This is a genomic window from Mesorhizobium sp. NBSH29, assembly GCF_015500055.1.
In the GTDB taxonomy this organism is placed as follows: domain Bacteria; phylum Pseudomonadota; class Alphaproteobacteria; order Rhizobiales; family Rhizobiaceae; genus Neomesorhizobium.
Genome location: NZ_CP045492.1, coordinates 2,974,437 through 2,993,226, shown reverse-complemented (window position 1 = coordinate 2,993,226; position 18,790 = coordinate 2,974,437). Strand labels below are relative to the sequence as shown.

The 18,790-nt window shown below is 60.2% G+C and carries 22 protein-coding genes; 12 read left to right on the top strand and 10 right to left on the bottom strand.

Annotated elements, in window-relative coordinates; all coding sequences use genetic code 11:
• Window positions 1-247 precede the first annotated feature (247 nt).
• Both GA830_RS14925 and GA830_RS14920 read left to right on the top strand, forming a co-directional pair.
• Entirely contained in the window at window positions 248-568 is a 321-nt protein-coding gene (locus tag GA830_RS14925; RefSeq protein WP_195162586.1) for a DUF1476 domain-containing protein, read from the top strand.
• 130 nt (window positions 569-698) lie between these two features.
• Entirely contained in the window at window positions 699-1,481 is a 783-nt protein-coding gene (locus GA830_RS14920; RefSeq protein WP_195162585.1) for an HpcH/HpaI aldolase family protein, read from the top strand.
• On the opposite strand, the gene GA830_RS14915 is transcribed toward GA830_RS14920, so the two are convergent.
• Entirely contained in the window at window positions 1,476-2,024 is a 549-nt protein-coding gene (locus tag GA830_RS14915; RefSeq protein ID WP_195164979.1) for an RBBP9/YdeN family alpha/beta hydrolase, read from the bottom strand. The genes GA830_RS14920 and GA830_RS14915 overlap by 6 nt on opposite strands.
• A gap of 149 nt (window positions 2,025-2,173) precedes the next feature.
• Here GA830_RS14915 and GA830_RS14910 point away from each other — a divergent pair, with 149 nt between their 5' ends.
• On the top strand, window positions 2,174-2,980 hold the full coding sequence (locus tag GA830_RS14910; RefSeq protein ID WP_195162584.1) for a VOC family protein: 807 nt from the start codon (window positions 2,174-2,176) through the stop codon (window positions 2,978-2,980).
• A gap of 56 nt (window positions 2,981-3,036) precedes the next feature.
• Here the strand turns inward: GA830_RS14910 and GA830_RS14905 are convergent, their stop codons facing one another.
• From GA830_RS14905 to GA830_RS14880, 6 genes are all read right to left on the bottom strand, one after another.
• Window positions 3,037-3,216 carry a hypothetical protein gene (locus GA830_RS14905; RefSeq protein ID WP_195162583.1) on the bottom strand — a complete coding sequence of 60 codons (180 nt, stop codon included), beginning with the start codon at window positions 3,214-3,216 and terminating at the stop codon, window positions 3,037-3,039.
• Between the two features lie 75 nt (window positions 3,217-3,291).
• Window positions 3,292-4,599 (bottom strand): adenylosuccinate lyase, encoded by a 1,308-nt coding sequence (gene purB, locus GA830_RS14900; RefSeq protein ID WP_195162582.1) that lies wholly within the window; start codon window positions 4,597-4,599, stop codon window positions 3,292-3,294.
• 59 nt (window positions 4,600-4,658) lie between these two features.
• Entirely contained in the window at window positions 4,659-5,189 is a 531-nt protein-coding gene (locus GA830_RS14895) for a hypothetical protein (protein ID WP_308460450.1), read from the bottom strand.
• Complete coding sequence (locus GA830_RS14890; protein WP_195162581.1) at window positions 5,186-5,911, bottom strand: DUF2259 domain-containing protein; 726 nt, start codon at window positions 5,909-5,911, stop codon at window positions 5,186-5,188. The genes GA830_RS14895 and GA830_RS14890 overlap by 4 nt, the downstream gene beginning before the upstream one ends.
• A 74-nt stretch (window positions 5,912-5,985) precedes the next feature.
• Window positions 5,986-6,993 carry a P1 family peptidase gene (locus tag GA830_RS14885; RefSeq protein ID WP_195162580.1) on the bottom strand — a complete coding sequence of 336 codons (1,008 nt, stop codon included), beginning with the start codon at window positions 6,991-6,993 and terminating at the stop codon, window positions 5,986-5,988.
• Between the two features lie 2 nt (window positions 6,994-6,995).
• Window positions 6,996-8,030: a branched-chain amino acid ABC transporter substrate-binding protein gene (locus tag GA830_RS14880; protein WP_195162579.1), complete on the bottom strand. Its 1,035-nt coding sequence runs from the start codon at window positions 8,028-8,030 to the stop codon at window positions 6,996-6,998.
• A gap of 201 nt (window positions 8,031-8,231) precedes the next feature.
• Between GA830_RS14880 and GA830_RS14875 the strand changes: the two genes are divergently transcribed.
• From GA830_RS14875 to GA830_RS14845, 7 genes are read left to right on the top strand one after another with little or no spacing between them, the layout of a single operon-like run.
• Window positions 8,232-8,729: a flavin reductase gene (locus GA830_RS14875; protein WP_195162578.1), complete on the top strand. Its 498-nt coding sequence runs from the start codon at window positions 8,232-8,234 to the stop codon at window positions 8,727-8,729.
• A gap of 14 nt (window positions 8,730-8,743) precedes the next feature.
• Window positions 8,744-9,667, top strand: coding sequence for an AAA family ATPase (locus GA830_RS14870; RefSeq protein ID WP_195162577.1), 924 nt, complete (start codon window positions 8,744-8,746; stop codon window positions 9,665-9,667).
• A gap of 7 nt (window positions 9,668-9,674) precedes the next feature.
• Window positions 9,675-10,922, top strand: a complete 1,248-nt coding sequence (locus tag GA830_RS14865; protein WP_195162576.1) for a vWA domain-containing protein — start codon at window positions 9,675-9,677, stop codon at window positions 10,920-10,922.
• Between the two features lie 38 nt (window positions 10,923-10,960).
• Window positions 10,961-11,299: an XdhC family protein gene (locus tag GA830_RS14860; RefSeq protein WP_195164977.1), complete on the top strand. Its 339-nt coding sequence runs from the start codon at window positions 10,961-10,963 to the stop codon at window positions 11,297-11,299.
• Window positions 11,300-11,319: 20 nt separating this feature from the next.
• On the top strand, window positions 11,320-12,030 hold the full coding sequence (locus GA830_RS14855; RefSeq protein ID WP_195162575.1) for an XdhC family protein: 711 nt from the start codon (window positions 11,320-11,322) through the stop codon (window positions 12,028-12,030).
• Window positions 12,027-13,640, top strand: coding sequence for an NTP transferase domain-containing protein (locus GA830_RS14850; RefSeq protein ID WP_195162574.1), 1,614 nt, complete (start codon window positions 12,027-12,029; stop codon window positions 13,638-13,640). The genes GA830_RS14855 and GA830_RS14850 overlap by 4 nt, the downstream gene beginning before the upstream one ends.
• Entirely contained in the window at window positions 13,637-14,506 is an 870-nt protein-coding gene (locus GA830_RS14845) for an alpha/beta hydrolase (protein WP_374939275.1), read from the top strand. Before GA830_RS14850 ends, GA830_RS14845 begins: the two co-directional genes overlap by 4 nt.
• A 10-nt stretch (window positions 14,507-14,516) precedes the next feature.
• Here the strand turns inward: GA830_RS14845 and GA830_RS14840 are convergent, their stop codons facing one another.
• Window positions 14,517-15,566, bottom strand: a complete 1,050-nt coding sequence (locus tag GA830_RS14840; protein ID WP_258045459.1) for a DUF1176 domain-containing protein — start codon at window positions 15,564-15,566, stop codon at window positions 14,517-14,519.
• Between the two features lie 225 nt (window positions 15,567-15,791).
• On the opposite strand from GA830_RS14840, the gene GA830_RS14835 reads away from it, so the two are divergent.
• The gene (locus GA830_RS14835) at window positions 15,792-16,214 is read left to right on the top strand and encodes a hypothetical protein (protein ID WP_258045458.1); all 423 of its coding nucleotides are present in this window, start codon (window positions 15,792-15,794) and stop codon (window positions 16,212-16,214) included.
• Window positions 16,215-16,226: 12 nt separating this feature from the next.
• On the opposite strand, the gene GA830_RS14830 is transcribed toward GA830_RS14835, so the two are convergent.
• The gene (locus GA830_RS14830; protein WP_195162572.1) at window positions 16,227-17,030 is read right to left on the bottom strand and encodes a crotonase/enoyl-CoA hydratase family protein; all 804 of its coding nucleotides are present in this window, start codon (window positions 17,028-17,030) and stop codon (window positions 16,227-16,229) included.
• Window positions 17,031-17,096: 66 nt separating this feature from the next.
• Between GA830_RS14830 and GA830_RS14825 the strand changes: the two genes are divergently transcribed.
• Window positions 17,097-17,684, top strand: a complete 588-nt coding sequence (locus GA830_RS14825) for a TetR/AcrR family transcriptional regulator (RefSeq protein ID WP_195162571.1) — start codon at window positions 17,097-17,099, stop codon at window positions 17,682-17,684.
• On the opposite strand, the gene GA830_RS14820 is transcribed toward GA830_RS14825, so the two are convergent.
• Entirely contained in the window at window positions 17,671-18,738 is a 1,068-nt protein-coding gene (locus GA830_RS14820; protein ID WP_195162570.1) for a DNA topoisomerase IB, read from the bottom strand. The genes GA830_RS14825 and GA830_RS14820 overlap by 14 nt on opposite strands.
• Window positions 18,739-18,790: the final 52 nt, after the last annotated feature.

Sequence of the window (18,790 nt, the reverse complement as noted above, 5' to 3'; positions counted from 1 at the left end):
CAGGCGGCAAAGGCCGATCCCTATTCTGGCGCGGCAAATGGTGGGGCGCGGCTGTATATCTCACGCGCGGTGTCTACCGCAATTGTGGCCGGGGCTCAATCGTCAATCGGTTGAAAGACAGCCTATCAACACCAAATGCCGCACCGCACAAGGTATGCTATGTATTGACCAGGGGCACCCCTTTTGGTTTGTGCGCCATACGACCATTTCCCGGGGATTCGGGAACCGCGACCTGTTGGAGGATGCCATGAGCGATATGAAGAACCGCGAAGAGGGCTTTGAGCGCAAGTTTGCCTTCGACGAAGAACTGAAATTCAAGGCATTTGCGCGCCGCAACAAACTGCTCGGGCTGTGGGCCGCTGAAAAGCTGGACAAAAGCGGCGACGCTGCCGACGCCTATGCCAAGGACGTAGTCAAGGCTGACTTCGAGGAAGCTGGCGACGACGATGTGTTGCGCAAGGTAAGCAAAGATTTCGCTGAGGCCGGTGTGACGATTGCCGACACCGAAATCCGCGCCAAGATGGAAGAATTGCTCGCGGTTGCCGTGGCGCAGATTCAAAACAGCTGATCCATCTCGCCTGGCACAATCAAGTATTCCAGAACCGCCCTTCATTCGGGCGGTTTTTTCTTGGCCGTTTGACTGGCGTCTGGTTGAATAGCCCGGTCGCGCGATGCGCTCCTGCCAGGAATACAGTCCCATGTCCCTTCGAGATAGCCTGCTAGCCGGCGAAACCTTGTTCACTGCGTGGTCCGGAGTGCCTGATGCGCTCACCGTCGAGATTGTCGCGGCGCAGGGGTTTCATGCGGTGACCCTCGACATGCAGCACGGTGGCCACAACGAAGATAGCGTGCTGCGTTCGATCGCTCCCGTGATTGCCGCAAAGAAACATCCGCTGGTGCGCATTCCGGTTGGACGGTTCGATATGGCCAGCCGGGCGCTCGATTTTGGCGCAGAAGCGGTCATCGCACCGATGGTCAATTCGGTTGACGATGCGCGCCGTTTTGCCGCCGCGATGAAATATCCGCCGCTGGGCGAGCGTTCGTGGGGCCCAACCTATGGCTTTCCTCGGCATGGCAAAGGCGATGCCGCCGACTGGCTGGCCGGAAGCAACCAGCGCACGCTTGCCTTCGCGATGATCGAGACACGCGCGGCGCTTGATGCGCTCGATGGGATTCTGGAAACGCCGGGCATTGACGGCATTTTCGTCGGGCCGTCGGATTTCTCCATAGCCTGGTCGAATGGAGCGGTGATGGATTCGACGCTTGAGGACATGATGGAAACAATCGCCATGATCGCCGAGCGCGTGCGCAATGCGGGCAAGTTTTCTGCGATCTATGTAGTCGAACCCAAGATTGCCGGGCGCGTCGTAGCTATGGGCTACCAGCTCCTGGCGATGGGCTCGGAACATTTGCTGATTTCGCTTGGCGCTGCGAGCCTGATCAACAGCGTTACAGCATCGATTGATGCTGAGCGCTTATAGACGCGACAGGAACTGGCCGAAAATCATCGTTCCTTCCGGCCATGGGCCAAAGCCTGATTCAGAGTTGAGATGGCCAGCCTCGCCGGCGTCGATGAACAACGAGCCCCAAGCGGCAGCGATATCTTCAGCAACCGCGAAGGCGCAATAGGGGTCATTGCGGCTGGCAACTACCGTTGACGGAAATGGCAACGGGTCGCGCGGGTAGGGCCCGAACGTCATCAGGTGCCGGGGTCTGATTTTTGTGTTGGCCACATCCGGCGGGGCGACCAGAAAAGCTCCGGCTACGGGTTTTGTAAACCGCGGCAGGGCATGGATCATTGCGGGAATACCTAGCGAATGGGCCACCAGCACTACCGGCTTTTCAGCAACATTGACCGCGTCTGCGATGTTTTCGACCCAGTCATCTCGCACTGGCTTTGACCATTCGGCTTGCTCCACGCGGCGCGCGGTCGACAGTTTTGACTGCCAGCGCGTCTGCCAATGTTCTGGTCCGGAATTGGTGTAACCGGGGATAATCAGGATGTCTGCGTCTTTGACTTTCATGGCGCGCATGTAGCGTTGCCGGTCCGTCGACGCAACGACCATAAGGGTTTCGTCTGGCTGAACAGGCTGTTTTCAGTTTGGATGCTTGCGGCAATCGCATTTCCTGATGATCTTGAATGCAGAGTCTGAGCCGTGTCAGGAATTGATTGATGAGTGAATTGCCATTTGCAGCAACGACGCCAATCCGGGTCGGCCGTGTGGGCCTTAAAGCACGCAACGCTGAATCGCTTGCCGCTTACTATCGGCACGTAATCGGCCTCGTCGAACTTTCCCGAAATGGTGGAACCATTGAGCTGGGTGCCGGCGAGCGTCCTCTCTTGTCGATTGAGGCAAATCCTCTTGGGCTGCCGGACGACCCCCGTAGCGCGGGTCTGTTTCACACCGCTTTCCTGATGCCGACGCGGGCTGATCTTGCTCGCTGGATCGGGCATGCCATGAAGCGCCAGATCGCAATCGAAGGCGCCTCCGATCATCTAGTGAGCGAAGCGCTTTACCTGACCGATCCGGAGGGCAACGGCATAGAAATCTATTCCGACAGACCGAAAGAAAGCTGGCCGTTCGATGGAAATTCAATCGTCATGGCGACCAACCGTCTTGATATCGAAGGGGTGATACGCGCCTTACCGGAGGGAGATGCCGGGTGGCGGGGAGCACCGGATGGCAGTGTCATTGGCCATGTCCACCTGCGGGTGGGAGATGCGAAGGTGGCTGAAGACTGGTGGCAGTCGCAGTTCGGGTTGGATACAATGGCACAATATGGGGCCGACGCGGTGTTTTTGGGCTCTGGTGGGTACCATCATCATGTCGGTGCAAACGCCTGGCGCACACGGGGCGCAGGACCGCGCGATGCGGCGCGCAACGGGCTTTCATTCGTCGAGATGCAATCCGAAACCGCAACAACGACTGTTGAGACGACAGATCCTTGGGGGACTGCGATACGGACGGTGCCGGCTTGACAGCAAAAAGCCAGCGGCAGGGGAGCGCTGGCTTTTCTGGAGGTCAGGTAGAACGTTTAGTTGGCAGGAATTTCAATCTTGACGCCATCAGGCTTTATCTCGACCCCGCCCGACTTATCAAAATAGCCGTTGGTGTATAGAAACCCACCAATGACCGCGGCTACAATCAGGGCGCCCGCGACAAACCATCCGGCTCCGCCGTTACCGCCGACTACAACAGTCTCATTGTCAGCCATCGTAAAATCCCCACAAAATTGCAGGCTGCCTATCAGCCCTTCCCATCCACAACGCGGAGAAGCAGATATGGTTCCTCAAACTTCTCCAAAGACACGCGTGAAAATCGTGTCGACATGTTTGGTGTGATAGCCGAGATCGAATTTTTCGCGGATTTCGTCTGCCTGTAGCGCTGCGCAAACCTCTGCGTCGGCTAGCAATTCCTCAAGGAAATCAGCGCCATGCTCCCAGACCTTCATAGCGTTGCGCTGGACCAGGCGATAGGCATCCTCGCGTGACACGCCGGCTTGTGTGAGGGCCAGAAGAACCCGCTGTGAATGGATGAGTCCACGGAATTTGTTCATGTTTTTCAGCATGTTATCCGGGTAGATCAGCAATTTTTCGATAACGCCGGCCAGACGGTTGAGCGCGAAATCGAGGGTTATGGTGGTGTCCGGCCCGATGGCGCGTTCGACGCTGGAATGCGAGATGTCGCGCTCATGCCAGAGTGTTACGTTCTCCAGAGCGGGCGTGACGGCCATGCGCACCAGTCGGGCAAGGCCAGTCAGGTTCTCGGTGAGCACCGGGTTGCGCTTGTGCGGCATGGCCGAGGAGCCTTTTTGGCCCGGTGAGAAGAACTCTTCCGCTTCCAACACTTCGGTGCGCTGCATGTGACGGATTTCAGTCGCGACATTCTCGATCGACGAGGCGATGACGCCGAGCGTGACAAAATACATCGCGTGACGGTCGCGCGGGATGACCTGGGTGGAGACCGGCTCGGGCGCAAGGCCGAGTTTTGAGCAGACATGTTCCTCCACGCTGGGGTCGATGTTGGCAAAGGTGCCAACCGCGCCGGAGATGGCACCAGTGGCGATTTCGGCGCGGGCCGCGACAAGGCGGTCGCGGTTGCGCGCCATCTCGGCATAAAAGCGGGCGAAGGTCAGGCCCATGGTGGTTGGTTCGGCATGAATGCCGTGGCTGCGACCGATGCGCACCGTGTCCTTATGCTCGAAGGCGCGGGTCTTCAGCGCGGTGAGAACGCGGTCTACGCCGGACAGCAGGATATCGCTGGCACGCACGAGCTGGATGTTGAAAGTGGTGTCCAACACGTCCGATGAGGTCATGCCCTGATGGACGAAGCGCGAATCGGGGCCGATAAATTCGGCCAGATGGGTCAGGAAGGCGATGACGTCGTGCTTGGTGACGGCTTCGATCTCGTCGATACGTGCGACATCAAACTGCGCCGCGCCGCCTTTTTCCCAGATGGTGCGCGCTGCTTCTTTCGGAATCACGCCGAGCTCGGCCAGCGCGTCGCATGCATGGGCCTCGATCTCAAACCAGATGCGGAATTTTGTCTCTGGGGACCAGATGGCAACCATTTCGGGTCGCGAGTAGCGCGGGATCATTTAATCATCCTGGTTCGGAGTTCTTTTCGCCCGGTCCCTAGCAGAGAGTGCCAAATTGCTCAACGCGGCAAACGGGCAAACCAGATCGAGACGCCGAGCAGCGCCAGAAAACCGACCGGGAACAGAAGCCGCAGTCCCAGCACGCCAAACTGATAGAGCGCCGCCAGGGTGGTGAACGTGAGTTGCAGCAGCCAGACATAGGTGCCGGCGTCGGCGTGCCATTCTGCATAGTAAGTCCGGTAGTCGAATGCAAAGACCAGACCGATGGCGGCTACCGTCGCCAGACCAAAAGCGAGGAATGCGGCGGCAATCGCGGTTTCGCGCGAGCGGCCCATGGCCATGAAGTGCGCCGCAAACAGGCCCAACGGAAAGGCCAGCGCGCCGCCCAGTGCAAAGATGACGACGACCTGACGCACTTTTGCAGCGGTTTCCCAGTCAAGGCCCGATATCCCGATCAGGGCGCTGGCGGCCATCGCCAATGCCCAGACTGCGCTACCGAAAAAAGCCTGGCGGGCTGTTGGAATGGCCCGCACCGCGCGGTCGACAAGGCGGTGCAGGGGTGTCGGTTCTGGCTGGGTTGTGGTGATCACAGTCTGCCTGTCACCGCGATCCAGCGGAAGTTGGGGCCTTCAAACCCATATTGCTGCACCGCGATCAGGACGGCGTAAACGGGTGTGTTGCCATCATAGAAGGTCTGAACGCCGCCGATGCGATAGCCGTTGGGGCAGTGTCGACTCAGGGGAATTTTGGCGTCTTCGTGCAGCACCGTGGTCTGACCGTTCTGGGTGGCATCGACCCGCAGGAGACGAAACCCGGCCGCGTCCCCCTGCGAGCCGCAGCCGCCCACCGGCGGAAGTGGAATTTCTTCAAGACGGAATTCCAGTGGTGGATCGACAGGAGCAAACACAGGTCGCGGATTGACCACCATGCGGAACGGATCGGCATTGAGTTCCGTCAATGCGTTGGAGCCCACGGTAAAGCCGCTGTTTTTCAGCAACACCGATTCGGGGACGAGGGCATCACCCGTCGCACGCGCTTGCGCTCGCGCCTGTTCAAGCGTTGCGCCGTCATTGTCGAGCCGGACCGATATCGGCGAGCCGGGCAGGAATGTGTCGGTCGCGGTATCGATATAGGTGCGGCTGGCGTAGGGAAAGCCGGAGCCATCCTGGACGCCATATTCCTCGAAGGCAAAGACACTGCCACTGGCGTTGAAGCCAAGGACGTTGAGGGTTGCGACGTCGCCGGCGCGGGTTATCGAGGCCGATGCCAGAAGCAGCAAGGCGGCAAGCAGGGGCAGGTTTCTAAGGGTCATGGGGTCTGCTCCGTTGTGAGGTGTGTGCCAGGATAGCACGGCTTTCATGATCGCGCTGTTCGGGGACGTACTGGTTAGCGCGATGACCATGTGGGGAACAGGTCGTTGGGCGTCTTGGTTGCGCTGAATACCGCTCGCGCGATGGCGCGCGCCATGGTTGCGCCAGCTGCGGCATAGAGATCAAGCGCGGTATCGGGGGACGGTGAAACGCCGCTTTTCCCGGTTGCCAGGCCGAAGACGAGATCGCCATCCACTGGGGTATGCGTCGGCCAGATGGCGCGGGCAAAGCCGTCATGGGCGGCTATCGCCAGGCGCTTTGCTGCGCCCTTGGTCAAGACTGCGTCGGTTGCGATGACAGCGATGGTTGTGTTCGCGCCGGCGCGGGCCATGAGGCGGTACTTGATCGACAGGTCCTGTGCATCGGCGGGAAATGGATCTGGAAATCCAAGGCCACCAAATTCGTCGCCAATCTCGAAAGGTGCTGCCCAGAAATTGCGGGTGCTTCCGACCGTGACCGAGCCGGTGGGATTGGCGGCGACAAGCGCACCGACGGTGATGCCGCTGTCGAGTTTTGTCGAGGCCGAGCCAAGGCCGCCCTTCAGGCCGCTGGTGGTTGCGCCATAGCCGGCGCCCTTGGTGCCGAGCTCAAAATTCTCTCCGGCGTTTTCGGCGGCCTGATAGCCGAGGTCACGATATGGTGGGTAACGGCCCCAATCCTTGTTGCCGCCATTGATGAGATCAAAGAGGATGGCTGCGGGCACGAGTGGTATTATCTGACCGCCCAGTTCAAACCCGATTCGCTTTTCGCGCAAAAAAGCTTGTACGCCCGACGCCGCATCGAGCCCGAAGGCCGAACCGCCGGACAGGACCAGCGCATGGATGGCCTCGACCGAATTGTGCGGCTCCAGAAGATCGGTCTCGCGGGTGCCGGGGGCGCCGCCCAACACCTGGACGCCGGCGACCGCCGGTTCATCGCACAGCACCACGGTCGTGCCGGATTTCAGCTCTGGGTCCGCGGCATTGCCCACAGAAATGCCGGCAACGTCGGTGATCAGGTTTTTGGGGCCGGCTCGAAACGGCATATTCAATCCCCCGCTTCCACGAACGCCATGCCGTTGTAACGGTAAAGGCGGTACGGATTTTCCTTCAGGTCGCCCTTTGCATCAAACTGGATTTGCCCAAGCGCGGTCGTGAACGATGTCTTGCCAAGTGTTTCAGAAAGGGGGCTGCCAGTGGGAACCTGGAGGAGCGCCGCCGCTGCAATTTCGACTGCGGCAAAGGCGGGCAGCACATAGCCGTCCGGTTCGATCTTTCGGGCCTCCAGCAGTGCAAGGGCTTCTGCGGACGCTTCATCGGCGGGGTTGGGCAAACCCAGCATCAGGATGCCCGGTTCAAGCGGCACATCGCCTGGCGCCGAGCGCAGCGCTTCGCCTCCGGCAATGGTGAGGTCCAGACCGAGCTTTCTGGCATCGCGTGCGATAATGGCGATATCACTGCGTTCGCCGCCGACAAACAGGTGGGTGGTGCCGGCTTTGCGCAACCGACCAACCAGCCCGACCTGATTGTCGAGATCAGGGCGAAATGTGTCGGTGAAGACCGGCTTCAGGCTGCGCGCTTCGGCGCCGGCGCGTACGCTGCTGGCCAGTTCCCGCCCGTAAATGGTGCCATCGTCGATGATCGCGAACAGTGATTCGCGCCACAGTGCGGGTATGAGGGATGCTGCGGCTGCCTGCTCGGCACTGGCACGCGGGGCAAGGCGGAAAAGCGGCCAGCCTGTCTTGTCGCGAAGGTCAGTGAGGCTGTCGGTGCGCGCGCCGATCGTAATGACCGGAATGTCTGCCAGTTTAAGAATTGGCATGGCCGCCTCGAGCGCTTCGGTGCACAGGAATCCGACCACGATGGATACTTTTGTCGTGACAAATTGATTGGCTGCCTTGGCGCCGCCTTCAGCAGTGCAGGCGTCATCTGCAATTTCCAGATCGAGCGAGGAATGAGCCCCGATGGCGGTGGTCACGCCGGCATGTATCTGCCCGCCCAGAAGCGACGCAGTGCCGCTGAACGGCGCGGCCAGCCCAATCCGCGCGTCCGCAGCCAAAACCGGCAGAGTGTTCGAGGCCATAGCGACCGCCACCGCTGCAAGAGCAGTCAGGCGTCTGGCCAGCGAGGATCGCGGTAATTTATGTGCAGTCAGGTGCTTCATGTTACCCAACAGGTAGCGGCTGCTCCGGCGCGGCGCAACATTGGAGATAGCGCTGCGCTTGTGACATAGGTCCCAGCTTCTATATACGGTAGCGGGAGCTTGCATTTCTTGGATTCGCCAGTGTTGAAAATCAACGACGTGGGGCCTCAGGCCTACCGGGACGCGATGGCGCAGTTTGCTGGCGCCGTGCATGTGATCGCAACTGACGGTACGGCTGGACGTCGCGGCGTGACGGTGATTGCCGCATGCTCCGTTTCCGATTCGCCGCCCATCATTCTCGCGTGTCTCAACCGTGAGAATGAGAGCAACGATCTTTTTGTCAAAAACGGATGTTTCGCGCTGAACACGCTGGCTTCCGGGCAGCAGGACATTGCCACCGCTTTTTCCGGGCTGACCGGGTTGAGTGCCGACCAGCGGTTCGAGCTTGGCCTTTGGGACAAAATCGCTACTGGCGCGCCGACGCTGCGCGACGCGACCGCTGTGTTTGACTGCGAACTTATCGACAGCAAGGATCTTGCCACGCACCGGGTGCTTTTTGGAAAGGTGACCGGGCTCAGGATCGGCGACACTTTGCACCCTCTGCTCTATCACAACCGTAGCTATCGCGAGCTTCTTTGAGGGCGGAGAAAAATATGTCCGAACCGCGCCCCGTTCCCCAATCCATCGATGAGACAATGGCGCTTTTGGCGGGTGCCGACTACGTCGCCGACCGTTCTCTGGCGACGGTACTGTTTCTCAGCCTGCGGATGGGTCGCCCGCTTTTCCTTGAAGGTGAGGCAGGGGTCGGGAAGACGGAAATCGCCAAGGTTCTGGCATCCTCGCTCGGGCGCCGGTTGATACGGCTGCAATGTTATGAGGGGCTGGATGTCTCGTCTGCGGTCTATGAGTGGAACTATGCCGCGCAGATGATCGAGATTCGCATGGAAGAGGCGACCGGCGGGGTGAACCGGTCGGACATGGAAAAGAATGTCTTTTCCGAGAAATATTTGATCCGCCGCCCGGTGCTCGAGGCGTTGACCGGAAAGAAGGGCGCGGCTCCGGTTTTTCTGATCGATGAGCTCGACCGCACGGACGAAGCGTTCGAGGCGTTTTTGCTGGAGATACTGTCAGACTTTCAGGTGACCGTGCCGGAGCTTGGCACGATTAAGGCGGAGGAGCCGCCGATTGTCATCATCACCTCCAACCGGACGCGTGAGATCCATGACGCGCTGAAACGGCGCTGTCTCTACCACTGGGTGGACTATCCGGATGCAGCGCGCGAGCTTGAAATCGTTCATCGCCGGGTACCGGAAGCAGGCAAAAGATTGTCGGCGGAAGTTGTCGCCTTCGTGCAAAGACTGCGCGAGCTTGAATTGTTCAAGGTGCCGGGCGTGGCCGAGACGATTGACTGGGCAGGCGCGCTGCACGAACTCGACAAGATTGCGCTCGACCCGGAGACGGTCACGGACACGATTGGCGTGCTGCTCAAATACCAGGACGACATCGCGCGTATCGGCGCAGGCGAGGGCAAGCGTATCCTGGACGAGGTGAAAGCCGAACTTGCGGCGGCCGAGTAGAGGCAGGATGCAAGCGGACACGCCACAATTGCCCGATGCCGCCGGAACGCAGGGCCGGATCGCCGAAAACATCGTCTATTTCGCGCGCGTCTTGCGCAAGGCCGGCATTCGCGTCGGGCCAGCTTCGGTGAAGGATGCCATCGAGGCGGTGCTGGCGGCAGGCATCGGCAGCCGCGAGGATTTTTACTGGACTCTTCATGCAGTGCTGATCAACCGGCACGAAGACCACGCGACTTTTGACGAGGCGTTCCGACTGTTCTGGAAGTCGCGGGAGCTGATCGAAAAGATGATGGCGATGTTTTCGCCGGTCGCGCCCGATACGCGCGAAAAGCAAAAGCCGCGCAGTGCCGAGACGCGCGTTGCCGAGGCGATGCTGCCGGGGCACGACGACAGGCGGCCGGCTCAGGAAGTTCCCGAGCTTGAAATCGACGCAAGGTTCACTGTTTCCGGCAATGAAATGCTGAGGGCCAAGGATTTTGCGCAGATGAGCGTTGTCGAGCTCAACGCTGCCAAGAAGGCAATTGCCGATCTCCGGCTGCCGTTCGAGGCTGTGCGCACGCGCCGTTTTCGGCCTGATCCGCATGGCAGGCGCATCGATCCGCGCGCCATGATGAGGGCTGCGCAACGCACCGGCGGCGCGCTGATCCTACCAAAATTTCGCGCGCATCGCGAGATCGAGCCGCCGCTTGTGGTTCTGGCGGACATTTCCGGCTCGATGAGCCAGTATACCCGTATATTCCTGCATTTCCTGCATACGCTGTCCGACAAGCGGCGGCGTGTCCATACGTTCGTGTTCGGCACGCGTCTGACCAATCTGACGCGCCAGATGCGCCACCGCGATGCCGACGAGGCGCTGGCGACCAGCGCTGACGCGGTGCGGGACTGGTCTGGTGGGACACGCATTGCCGATACGCTTTGGGAGTTCAATCGGATGTGGTCGCGTCGCGTGCTGGGGCAGGGGGCGGTGGTATTGCTGATCACCGACGGGCTGGAGCGCGATGATATAGGCAATCTGCCAGCCGAGATGGAGCGGCTGCGCAAATCGTGCAAGCGGCTGATCTGGCTCAATCCGCTGTTGCGCTTCGAAGGATTCGAGGCGCGCGCCAGGGGGGTTAGGGCGATGCTTCCCTATGTCGATGAGTTTCGACCCGTGCACAATCTGAATGCGTTGGGAGACCTTTGCGCTGCCCTAGGCGCGAAGCCGGGACGCGACACCAATCCACGGCGCTGGCTTGGAAATCCTCATGCTGCGTGACCATATGATGGATGATGGAGGGCCTGCCGATGACCGCTATGAAACCTGCCGCAATGCTGGATGAGAGCCGCGACCCGCTGTTCATTGCCGAAGAGTGGATGGAAAGCGGCAAAATTGTCGCCATCGCCACCGTAGTGGAGACCTGGGGCTCTGCGCCGCGCCCTGTCGGAAGCCATCTGGTCATCGACGCCGACGGTAATTTTCACGGTTCGGTGTCCGGCGGCTGTGTCGAAGGTGCGGTGATCTCCGAAGCGGCCGATATTCTTGAAACCGGCCGGCCAAAAATGCTTGAATTCGGCGTAGCCGACGAAACCGCCTGGCAGGTTGGGCTTTCCTGCGGCGGGCGGATCAAGGTCTATGTCGAGCGGCTCGGCTGAGCGGGACGGGGGAGTTTTACGTGGATCCATTTAATCTAAAGAAGCTCAACGAGGCACGGCGGTTGCGGCAGGCTTCGGTGCTGGTCACCGATCTGGGTGACGGACGCGACCGTGTGGTGCACGAGGGCGACCCGGTTTCCGGCGCGCTCGGTGAGGCAATCGGCAAGGTTCTCCGGTCCGGGCGATCCGGGACAATTGAAGCGGCAGGACGCAGCTTCTTTCTCAACGTTCACGTGCCGCGCCCGCGTCTGGTGGTGATCGGGGCGGTGCATATCAGCCAAGCGCTGGCGCCGATGGCTCAGATTGCCGGCTACGAGATTGAGATTATTGATCCGCGCACCGCTTTTGCTACTTCGGAGCGGTTTCCGGGCATTGCATTGCATGCGGAATGGCCAGAGGAGGTGCTTTCGCGCCAGCCGCTTGATGCCTATACGGCGGTTGCAGCAGTGACGCATGATCCCAAGATCGACGATTTTGCGCTGAAGGCAGCATTGGATGCGGGCTGTTTTTATGTCGGTGCACTGGGCAGCCGCAAAACCCACGCAAAGCGCGTTGAGCGGCTTTTGGCGCTGGGTGCAGCTGCGGCGATGATCGAGCAGATTCAGGCGCCGATCGGCCTTCCAATCGGTGCGGCAAGCCCGGCTGAGATTGCCGTTGCCGTTCTGGCGCAGATTATAGGCGCGCTGCGCTCGCGCGGGTCGAGCGACCGAAGCGGAGACGTTGCCGCTTGAAGTTCGGACCGGTCACACTGGATTTTGCGGAAGGCGCGATTTTGGCCCATGCGACGCTTGTTGACGGCAAGCGGTTGCGCAAGGCGCATGTGCTCACCGCCGACGATGTTGCAGCACTGCGCGCCGCAGGACAGGAGAGCGTCATTGCGGCTGTGCTTGAGGCCGGCGATGTGGTGGAAGACCGGGCTGCAGAGCGTATCGCCCTCTGTTTGTCCGCGCGCAATATCGATGCCCGGCCAGCGGCGACAGGACGGGTCAATCTCCATGCGCGCACTGCCGGGCTTTATCGCGTGGACGGAGAATTGATCAAAGCTGTCAACGCGGTAGACCCTTCAGTTACCGTTGCAACGCTTGCCCATGCCAGCGTGGTTGAAGCAGGGACAATGGTGGCGACGGTCAAGATCATTCCTTTTGCAGTGCCTGATGACGTGCTGGCGGCCGTGGAGCGGGCCTGCGCTCATAAGACCGCCTATTGGGTGGATGCGTTTGCGTCGCTGAAGGTTGGTTTGATCCAGACCACGCTGCCCGGCACCAAGCAAACGGTGCTCGACAAGACAACACGGGTGACCGAAGCGCGGCTTGCCGTATCCGGCAGCACCATCGTGGCGGAACGGAGGACGGCGCATCAGACCGACGCCGTCGCAGAGGCGGTCCACGATTTGTTGCGGCGCTGCGATCTTTTAATCATTTTTGGCGCGTCTGCGGTGAGCGACATCGACGATGTGGTGCCGGCAGCGATCCGGGCGGCTGGCGGGAGAATTGATCGGCTTGGCATGCCCGTTGATCCGGGTAATCTGCTGGTTCTTGCAACATGTGACGGCAAGCGGGTGATCGGTGCGCCGGGCTGCGCGCGCAGCCCGAAGGAAAACGGTTTCGACTGGGTGCTGAACCGCCTGTTTTCCGGCAACGGAGTTGACACCGATGACCTGGCTGGAATGGGCGTTGGGGGACTTTTGATGGAAATTCCGACACGTCCGCAACCGCGTGAAATTCATACCGTGCCGCCGCCGCAAAAAGTTTTTGCCGTGGTACTGGCGGCCGGGCAGTCGCGGCGCATGGGGGGACCCAACAAGCTTTTGGCGCGGTTCGACGGACAGCCGCTGATCGAAAGGATTGTCGAAAGGGTTGATGCCAGCGGGGTGGCGGGCATCGTTGTCGTGACCGGCCATCAGGCTGATAAGATCGCCAACTTGCTGCCGGCCAGCGCGCGTCTTCAAATAGCGCACAATGCGGCGTTTGCCGAAGGTCTCGCCGGTTCGCTGCAGTCGGGTATTGCGGCGCTGCCGGAAGACGCGACGGGTGCACTGATCACGCTGGGCGACATGCCTGCGGTTTCATTGGCTGATATCGACAGGCTGGTTGCTGCATTCGTCTCGGCCGGCGGAACAGCGGTCGTGCGCGCCACGCATCATGGCAAGCGCGGGAATCCGGTTATTCTGCCACGGGCGGTGTTCCCGGCGGTCGCCCGGCTGAAGGGTGACACTGGCGCACGCCATCTGATCGAGAACGAAGAACTGCCGGTGATCGATGTGGAGATCGGGGCGGCGGCAAGCCTCGATGTCGACACGCCGGATGCCATGCGACTGGCGGGCGGAGTGTTGGAGCGGTGAGACGGATCGCAGCCATCGCCCTTCTGCTGCTGGTGTCCCTCGGCTCGCCAGCCTTTGCCGTTACTCTGGTACATCAGAAAGACGCGCTGTTTGCCTACGCCGCTGTCCTTGCAAACGAAGATGCCGGGTCGTCCACGATTGTCGATTATGACGAGATGCGCGACGTCAACGGGCGCGACGAAATTCCCGAGCGGCGTGTCAAAAACAAATATGTGTCGCTGGGCGTCCGGCGCGTTCAGAAAGATTTGACGCTGCAAACGGCGGCTGGCGCCATTCGCCATGTTGCCGTTGGGCAGACGGAAGGCGCGAGCCTGATCGTTGTTTACGTGCATGGCCAAGGCGGCAGCCGCAAACAGGGTGTTGACGACTTTACGTTCGGAGGCAATTTCAACCGCGTGAAAAACCTCGTGGCCAACAGTGGCGGTCTTTATCTGTCGCCGGATTTTTCGGATTTTGGCGCAGGCGGGGCTGCCGAGGTTGCATCACTGATCATGCATTATGCTGACCGGTCGCCCGGCGCGGAAGTGTTCGTGGCGTGCGGTTCAGCAGGCGGTGGCATTTGTTACGAGCTGGCAAAAAATGCCGAGATCGCCAAGCGGATGGGTGGCCTCTTGCTGCTCGGCTCGCTGTGGGACGAGAGCTATTTGTCGAGCCCGGCTTTCAAGCGCAAAGTGCCGATTTTCTTTGGTCATGGTGGCCGTGACTCGGTGTTTGACCCGGCTTCCCAGAAAGCGTTCTGCCAGACGATCCGTCAGAAATCAGCCGGATATCCGGCGCGATTCGTGCTGTTCGACGACGGCAGCCACGGCACGCCAATTCGCATGACCGACTGGCGCGAGACGCTCAACTGGATGCTGACTCAGTAGTGCCGCGAGGCTAGGGCGCGGTATCGTAATCGAGTACGGGTTCGGGGTTGATCTCGCCGTCATAGCTGGCGTCCACGTCATATTTTACCAGCGTGAAGGATCCATCGCGAAACAGCCAGCGGCCGATGGTCGAGGCGTCTCCAATGCCGCGCCATTTGTTGTAGGATTCGATCGTGTGCGTTTCGGGCGAATAGTCTGAGTTGACCAGCTTATCGGTGGCGGTGAAGCCCATGACGGTGACGGATTCCACCTTCGCCTGATCGTCGTTGCTTTCGTAGCGGATATCGAGTTCAGGCGTGGCGAACTGCAGCGCCTGAACAAATCCTTCCGGGCTCGCCAGATAGTAGACTTCGGCGGAATTGTAGGCTGCCTGGTCACAGGGGAAGCGAAACAGGCGGGCCTGGCGTTCGGGATCGCTGGCCGCATCCGACTTCTGGCGGAAGGCGACGATGCTTTCCACCGGATCGGCTGCACCCGGCTCGGCATCCGGTTCCAATGTTCGACAGGCGCCACCGTAAGCGGATGCAAACCGCTTCTTCACCGTTTCGAGAACGGCGTCCCTTGAGGGCGGGGGCGGGCCATCGCCGCAGCTTGCCGGCAAAACAGCGGCAAGTTCGCCCTCGGCGGGTTTTAGAGTGCCCTTTTCGATGACCATCGAGGCAAAGGTGTCCTCCTGCATCGCCGGATTGACAAGTCGGGCGGTGTAGCAGCCGGCAAAAACGTGCTCGCGTGCATCGGTTCCGGTGGCGCGGATAGCAACGGGGACGGAATAGAAAATGCTGCCGGCAGCGCCTTCCTCGGAGAAGGGCCCGGTCTCGATGTCTACGCGCCCCGTCGCCTCATAGCCTTTTGCAAAGGCCTGCAGATCCTTGGCCGGCTTCTGATCGCCAAAATAGCTCCAGGCGCGCGCATATTCACGGCGGTTGATGGCGTTGTAGAGCGATTGGACGAGGGCTGCGGCATTGGAGCGGTCATCGAGATAGAGCGGGTCTGCTGCCAAAGCCGGCAAGGTGTGGAGACAGGTGGCTGCTATTCCCAGTGCAAAAGGCTGCATCTTCATCACGAATCTCCTGCTAATGGGCGACATTACCATGGGGAATGCGACCGTGGTGCGGCGCAAGACGTGGCCAAAATGTTTCAATTGCGAAAAAACTTCTGCAGCCATTTTTAACTCGAGGCGTTTAGTCTTCGAGGATCGGCTGCAACAGGTCGGCGAGGACCGATGAGAGACATTCCAAGGAAGGGCGATTTTGCATCGCTGCTAGACGAGATCATCGAAAGGCCAGTGCCGGTCGAAGACGGCATGCGTTCGTTTGAGCCTCTTGCGAACATCCCATTTGATTATCTCTCGGTGGCCAATGAACTGCATTCGGGACGCATAAAGGTTGCCAGCGGCTCGGTGGCTGCAGAATACAGTGACATGGCGGCGCCGGAGATTTTGTTTGATGCTCTTTTAGCAGCAGCCGACCAGCCGCCGATGCCCGAGCCGTTGCCGATTGAGCCGGAACTCATCGCGCGTGAGCTTGGCCTGGAGAAATTGAACGCACCCCGAGAACTCGGTCGTTTGCGTCGCGAGTTCGCCTTTCGCAATCATCCCGACCGGGTGCCCGCGCATATGCGCGAACGCGCCATAAAGCGGATGCAGGTTGCCAATATGCTGATTGACGAGGCCAAGTGCCGCGCTTTGGATGCAGTTCGCTCAAATTAAGCTGCGAACCTCTCAACGTCCGCAATAATTCGGGGCGCGGCGGCTGATCCAGGCGCTCAGCCCTTCTAGCACGTCCTCAGTGCCGGCCATGCGCGCAAACTGTTCCCGTTCAATTTCGAGACCTTCCGCGATGCTGACGTTCAGCCCGCGCGTCACCGCCGCAAGGATGCGCGCTGTGGCAAGTGGGGAGTGTTGCAGAATGCGGTCGGCCAACGCGAGCGCCTCTTCCATGAGCGTTTCGTGCGGTACCACCTTGTTGACGACCCCCATTTCATAGGCGCGTTGCGGCGAAAAAGCGTCCCCGGTCAGGAGATATTGCAGCGCGCGCTTGCGGCCGGCCAGTCGTGGCAGGCGCTGAGTGCCGCCAAAGGTTGGCGGAATGCCGATGTTGATCTCGGGCTTGGCAAACAGCGCGTTTTCGCTGGCGACCGCCAGATGCACGGCCTCGGTGATCTCGCAGCCGCCACCGAATGCAATGCCATTGACGGCAGCGATGACCGGTTTGCAAAACGCTTCCATGCGCGCCGTCATGGCCTGACCGCGGCGGACGAAGTCGCGCACGGCTATCTCGGTGCCCTGGCGGATACTTTCGGTGAATTCGGGAATATCGCCGCCGGCAGAAAAGGCCCGTCCTGCACCCGTCAGGATGACCAGCCGCACTGCATCGTCAGCTTCGATCTGTGCCAGCAAAAAGAGCAACCGGTCGTTCATCGCGTAATCGAGAGCATTAAGCTTTTCGGGTCGGTTGAGCGTCAATACGGCGATTGGCCCGCGTGTTTCATAGAGAACGGCTTCCACGTTTTTTATCTCCATCATATTGGAGAGGCTGGCGTAGCAGGAGTAGAGACATTGCTATACTCACTAGGCGGTATAGTATGAGCTATGAGCAGAAACAGCGCAGCTACATTGATTGCTATCCAGGAAGCGGCGCAGAAGCTGTTTTACGAAAAGGGTGTCAGGTCGGTCAGCATGGACGCGCTGGCTGAGAGCGCCGGCATTACCAAGAAGACGCTCTATTATCATTTTCGCAGCAAGGATGACTTGATCGCCGCCTATCTGGAGACGCGCGACGGGCCAAACCTGAAGGCGTTCCAGCGCTCGTTTGGCCAGGCTGACGGGCCATTGGAGGCTAAGGTCGGCGCGATCTTCACCAATTTGGCAACGCTGGCGCGCAAGCCGAAATGGAAGGGTTGCGGTTTTCTGCGCACGGCAGCTGAACTTGTCGATATGCCGGGGCACCCGGCGATCAAGGCTGCGTCACAGCACAAAAAGAACGTCGAGCGCTGGCTGGAGCAGGAGTTTATTGCAGCCGGATTTCTGGAAACTGCGTCGCAGTTAGCACGGCAGATTGCGTTGCTGCTGGACGGCGCCTTCTCGACCACGCTGGTGCATCGCGATATTGCCTATGTCGAGGCGGCCGGCGCGGCGGCAGGAACGTTGATTGTTGCCGCTGCAGCTAGACAGCCTTGAGCCATTTCAGCACCTGCGTTTCCTCTTCATCGAGCCCATCGATAGGCTTTCGGAATGAGCGCCGCGCGGTCTTCATGGTCTCGGCAAGCGTGCCGCTTTCCCACGCCTCGATCACCATTGGGTGGATATAGCAGTTGCGGCAGACGGTTCTGGTATTGCCGAGGTGGCTGGCGACCTGATCGACCACGCTATTTAGAACGCGACTTTGCCCGGCCTTGCTTTCGGGCAGTTCGGTTTTGGCGAGCAAGGTAGCTGCAGTGACAGTGCCGCCCCAGGTGCGAAAATGTTTTGATGACAGATCGACGCCGGTCGTAGCGCGTATATATCCGTTGACGTCCTGCGAGCGGATCGGGTGGCGTGTGCCGTCGTCATCGAGAAACTGGAAAAGATGCTGGCCGGGAATTTCTTGCGCGCCGCGCACCACCTTGGCGATGCGCCGATCGGTCAGCTGCAATTGCCACTGTTTTCCCGACTTGCCTTTGAAGGCGAAGCGCAACGTGCCACCGGTGATCGTCACATGGCGGTCGCGCAGCGTTGTCAGGCCAAAGCTCTTGTTGTCGCGCGCATAGGCGGCATTGCCGACGCGGATCATCGTGTTGTCGAGCAGCCAGATGACGGAGGCGACGACGCGATCGCGGGGGAGCCCACGGCGACGCAGATCGGTGTCAACGCTGCGGCGCAACGCCGGCAGTGCTTCGGCAAAGGCGACCAGGCTCGAATATTTGACCTCGTCTCGGCACGACGACCAGCGTGGATGGTAGCGATATTGCTTGCGGCCGCGCAGATCGCGACCCGTGGCCTGGATATGGCCATCCTCGTCGGCGCAGATCCAGACATCGTTCCAGGCCGGCGGAATGGCGAGGCTGCGGATGCGGCCAAGCACCTCGGCGTCAGTGACCTTCTCACCCTGAGGGTCTCGGTAGCCGAAGGCACGACCGGTTCTGATGCGCCTGATGCCGGGTTCCTGATCGCTGGTGTAGACCAGTTCGGCAACAGCGGCAGAATGCTGCGGCGGCTGGCGGATGGTTTCAGGCTGCGAGGTTTTGTCCAGCACGCGCGTTCTCCAGCGATGGCGAGGTCGCTGGATTAAGTGTTGCCAATCAGAA

Coding starts and splice junctions, on each gene's coding strand:
- GA830_RS14925 (WP_195162586.1), top strand. CDS start 248: ATGAGCGATATGAAGAACCGCGAAGAGGGCTTTGAGCGCAAGTTTGCC.
- GA830_RS14920 (WP_195162585.1), top strand. CDS start 699: ATGTCCCTTCGAGATAGCCTGCTAGCCGGCGAAACCTTGTTCACTGCG.
- GA830_RS14915 (WP_195164979.1), bottom strand. CDS start 2,024: ATGAAAGTCAAAGACGCAGACATCCTGATTATCCCCGGTTACACCAAT.
- GA830_RS14910 (WP_195162584.1), top strand. CDS start 2,174: ATGAGTGAATTGCCATTTGCAGCAACGACGCCAATCCGGGTCGGCCGT.
- GA830_RS14905 (WP_195162583.1), bottom strand. CDS start 3,216: ATGGCTGACAATGAGACTGTTGTAGTCGGCGGTAACGGCGGAGCCGGA.
- purB (WP_195162582.1), bottom strand. CDS start 4,599: ATGATCCCGCGCTACTCGCGACCCGAAATGGTTGCCATCTGGTCCCCA.
- GA830_RS14890 (WP_195162581.1), bottom strand. CDS start 5,911: ATGACCCTTAGAAACCTGCCCCTGCTTGCCGCCTTGCTGCTTCTGGCA.
- GA830_RS14885 (WP_195162580.1), bottom strand. CDS start 6,993: ATGCCGTTTCGAGCCGGCCCCAAAAACCTGATCACCGACGTTGCCGGC.
- GA830_RS14880 (WP_195162579.1), bottom strand. CDS start 8,030: ATGGCCTCGAACACTCTGCCGGTTTTGGCTGCGGACGCGCGGATTGGG.
- GA830_RS14870 (WP_195162577.1), top strand. CDS start 8,744: ATGTCCGAACCGCGCCCCGTTCCCCAATCCATCGATGAGACAATGGCG.
- GA830_RS14865 (WP_195162576.1), top strand. CDS start 9,675: ATGCAAGCGGACACGCCACAATTGCCCGATGCCGCCGGAACGCAGGGC.
- GA830_RS14860 (WP_195164977.1), top strand. CDS start 10,961: ATGAAACCTGCCGCAATGCTGGATGAGAGCCGCGACCCGCTGTTCATT.
- GA830_RS14840 (WP_258045459.1), bottom strand. CDS start 15,566: ATGAAGATGCAGCCTTTTGCACTGGGAATAGCAGCCACCTGTCTCCAC.
- GA830_RS14830 (WP_195162572.1), bottom strand. CDS start 17,030: ATGATGGAGATAAAAAACGTGGAAGCCGTTCTCTATGAAACACGCGGG.
- GA830_RS14825 (WP_195162571.1), top strand. CDS start 17,097: ATGAGCAGAAACAGCGCAGCTACATTGATTGCTATCCAGGAAGCGGCG.